Here is a 2,819-nt window from a genome sequence, read left to right on the forward strand (position 1 = left end):
TTTGTCAACAAGTAACATCTATCATTTGACTGAAGTTCGCTTTCCGAAACTAAAACTTATAAATCTGGTGCCCCTAGAGAGATACATGCGTCAATTCAATAATGTACTTGGTGTCCATCCTTCAATGAACAGTCTTTGTTTTTCTGATATGGTTACCTATCACTTTAAATTTTTAATTCTTGCTCTTGTTTTTTGCCATGTGCCATTAGCCATTTGCTGTTTTGCCAATTACTGATCACACGTTACTCATCACCGCTTTTCAATATTTCTTTCAAAACGTTATCTATTATCTCGTATTTTTCACCTGTACGTTCTTGCTTTATCCATGTCATCTTTTCCAAATTTTTAAGTATCTCGTAAAGCCTTGAATCTGATATCGTGTCACCTTTCGCAAAAAATGCATTTTTTAAACCTGACCACGTATTTATTCCATTTGAGATGTATGCAAGGGTCTGAACATATCTTGGACTCTTCCTTTCTAACTCCTTTATCTCTCCTTCTATCATTCCGGAAAGACCTTGAAATGTGCTTTTTATGGCCATATCAAGATCTTTGAATTGAGCATACCTGTTTCCAAATTCAACAAGATAGCCCGGAATGCCATCTAAAACCTCAACTGCTCTTCGAATATTTTCTCGATCAATCTTTACCTTTATTTCATCGAATCCTTTTTCAAGAAATGAAATCGATGTTGATTTATCGAATGGATTCAAAGAAATTTCCCTTATATATCTTCCGTAAAGCGGTGATTTGTAATCATCAACATTTAAAAAATCATGGAGAAGGCCAATCTCGGATCCGGAAATAATTATTTTTATGAACTTGGAATTGTCGTACATGTATGAAAAAAGCGAAAGTAAATCATTACCTCCCTTTGTTCCGTAATACTTTAAGTATTGTGCCTCGTCGAAGAAAAAGACGGTATAATTATTTTCTTTCTCACTGAATTTATCGATCTTCTCTATCAAAGAGAGTAAGTCTACTTCTTTCCAATTCATCGACAATGAAAGATCTTTAACAGATATTCCCCTCACATTTGACAAGAAAACTTTAAATTTCTCAAAGTTCGAAAATTCAGAAAGTGCATTTTGCAATCTTTGGATCAAATCCGCCTTTTTTATATTTCCGCCGCTATTTGCATACATGGCTCTTCCATCCAAACATACACTTTGGTATCTCTTATCTTTTATAACCGTACGAACAAGAGAAGATTTTCCGATCCTTCTCAGCCCCGTAACCATCGTAAGCGGATACTTTTCTATCGAATCAACAAGATCATTTATCTCTTCTTCCCTGTCAAAAAAACTTTTTATGTCCTCTTTTGGTTTGAGATCAAAAAGCATTTTATCACCCGTAGTAATTATATCACTTCCGCTACCGGAAGTTACTTCCGAGGGCGGAAGTACGATCACTCATCATTCATTACCCTAATCTCTAATGTCCAGTCTCTAATCCCTGGCTTTTACGCTGATCACTGATTACGCGTTACTGATAACTGCTCACGCATTACTTGTTCTTTCTATACGCCATTTGCTATTAGCCATGCGCTGTTCCATGTTATAATTGTTAAAATACATAAAAAAGATTTCTCCATGAAAAAGAAGGTGATTTCAATTTCTACCCCATTTCAATTCGCTTCCTTTAACAATTGTTTTTGGGATGTTGATGCGTCTAAACTGGATATCATAAAAGACAAAAATTTCATAATTGCCAGAGTGCTCGAATACGGCGTCATGGAGCAGATTAAAGAATTGAGAACTATCTATTCGGACGATGAAATAAGATACGTTGTTAAAAATTCAAGAAACATCTCAAAACGTGTCGCAACGTTTTGGTCTACCATTCTTGATATACCTACCGAGGAGGTATATGCATGTTCTCAACAGAATTTATTCCCCTTAAAACGCTCAAAGTAATAGATCTCATAGCACCATTTGTTGATGATTTTTATCTTGCCGGCGGCACAGCCTTATCAATTTATTATGGCCACCGTGAGAGTGAGGATTTAGACTTCTTTACCGATAAAGAATTCATACCTGACATATTTTTAGGAAATTTAAGAAAGAATGGTTTAAATGTTGAAAAAATACAAATATCTCCCTTTACAATTCATTGCATTTTAAATGATGTTAAAATCAGTTTTTTCAGATACGATTATCCTTTGATTGAACCATTGAACGAGTTTGAAAAGATAAAGATTGGATCTATTTTGGATATATCTTCCATGAAACTTGCTGCGATACTCGGAAGATCAGAAAAAAAGGATTATTACGATATCTACGAAATTTTACAACATTTGACTTTTGAAGAAATCATAAGGGGATTTAAAAAGAAATTTGGTGGAGAAGTAGATCTGTATCAACTGGCAATGGCAATTGAATACTTTGACGATGTTGAAAACACTCCGGAACCCAAAAGGGCCAAAAGAACATGGATAGAAGTCAAAACTTTTCTTCAACAACATTCGAAAGAATATTTAAAAATTGTTGAATCACTCTAACCTCTAATGTCCAGTATCTAATCCCTGCCTTTCCCGCTGATAACTGCTCACGCATTACTTGTTCTTTCTATACGCCATTTGCTATTCGCCATGCGCCGTTTTTTCTCTAATCTCTAAAGTCTAACCTCTTTTTTCCCATACGCCATTGGCCATATGCTATACGCTATTCGCCGCCGTTTTATGCTAAAATATTTATCAAATCACATCGGAGACAGAAATGGATAACGTCAAAATAACGAAAAACAAAATCTCAACTTTTCTGAATTCACATCAAACCGTTATCAGCGGAACGTTTTGGATAACGTTTTTCACTTTATCA

The 2,819-nt window shown here is 35.1% G+C and carries 3 protein-coding genes; 2 read left to right on the top strand and 1 reads right to left on the bottom strand.

Translation table 11 applies throughout. The features are described from left to right. Positions 1-242: 242 nt before the first annotated feature. A complete protein-coding gene (locus ACP5NR_RS08650) occupies positions 243-1,343 on the bottom strand; it encodes an AAA family ATPase (protein ID WP_428006348.1) in 1,101 nt (366 codons plus the stop codon). A 249-nt stretch (positions 1,344-1,592) separates the two neighbouring features. Between ACP5NR_RS08650 and ACP5NR_RS08655 the strand changes: the two genes are divergently transcribed. Beyond that, positions 1,593-1,916, top strand: a complete 324-nt coding sequence (locus ACP5NR_RS08655) for a DUF6922 domain-containing protein (RefSeq protein WP_428006349.1) — start codon at positions 1,593-1,595, stop codon at positions 1,914-1,916. Then, on the top strand, positions 1,874-2,500 hold the full coding sequence (locus tag ACP5NR_RS08660) for a nucleotidyl transferase AbiEii/AbiGii toxin family protein (protein WP_428006350.1): 627 nt from the start codon (positions 1,874-1,876) through the stop codon (positions 2,498-2,500). The genes ACP5NR_RS08655 and ACP5NR_RS08660 overlap by 43 nt, the downstream gene beginning before the upstream one ends. The last annotated feature ends 319 nt before the right edge of the window (positions 2,501-2,819 follow it).

Source organism: Athalassotoga sp. (genome assembly GCF_049965695.1).
Lineage (GTDB): Bacteria > Thermotogota > Thermotogae > Mesoaciditogales > Mesoaciditogaceae > Athalassotoga.

Coding starts and splice junctions, on each gene's coding strand:
- ACP5NR_RS08650 (WP_428006348.1), bottom strand. CDS start 1,343: ATGCTTTTTGATCTCAAACCAAAAGAGGACATAAAAAGTTTTTTTGAC.
- ACP5NR_RS08655 (WP_428006349.1), top strand. CDS start 1,593: ATGAAAAAGAAGGTGATTTCAATTTCTACCCCATTTCAATTCGCTTCC.
- ACP5NR_RS08660 (WP_428006350.1), top strand. CDS start 1,874: ATGTTCTCAACAGAATTTATTCCCCTTAAAACGCTCAAAGTAATAGAT.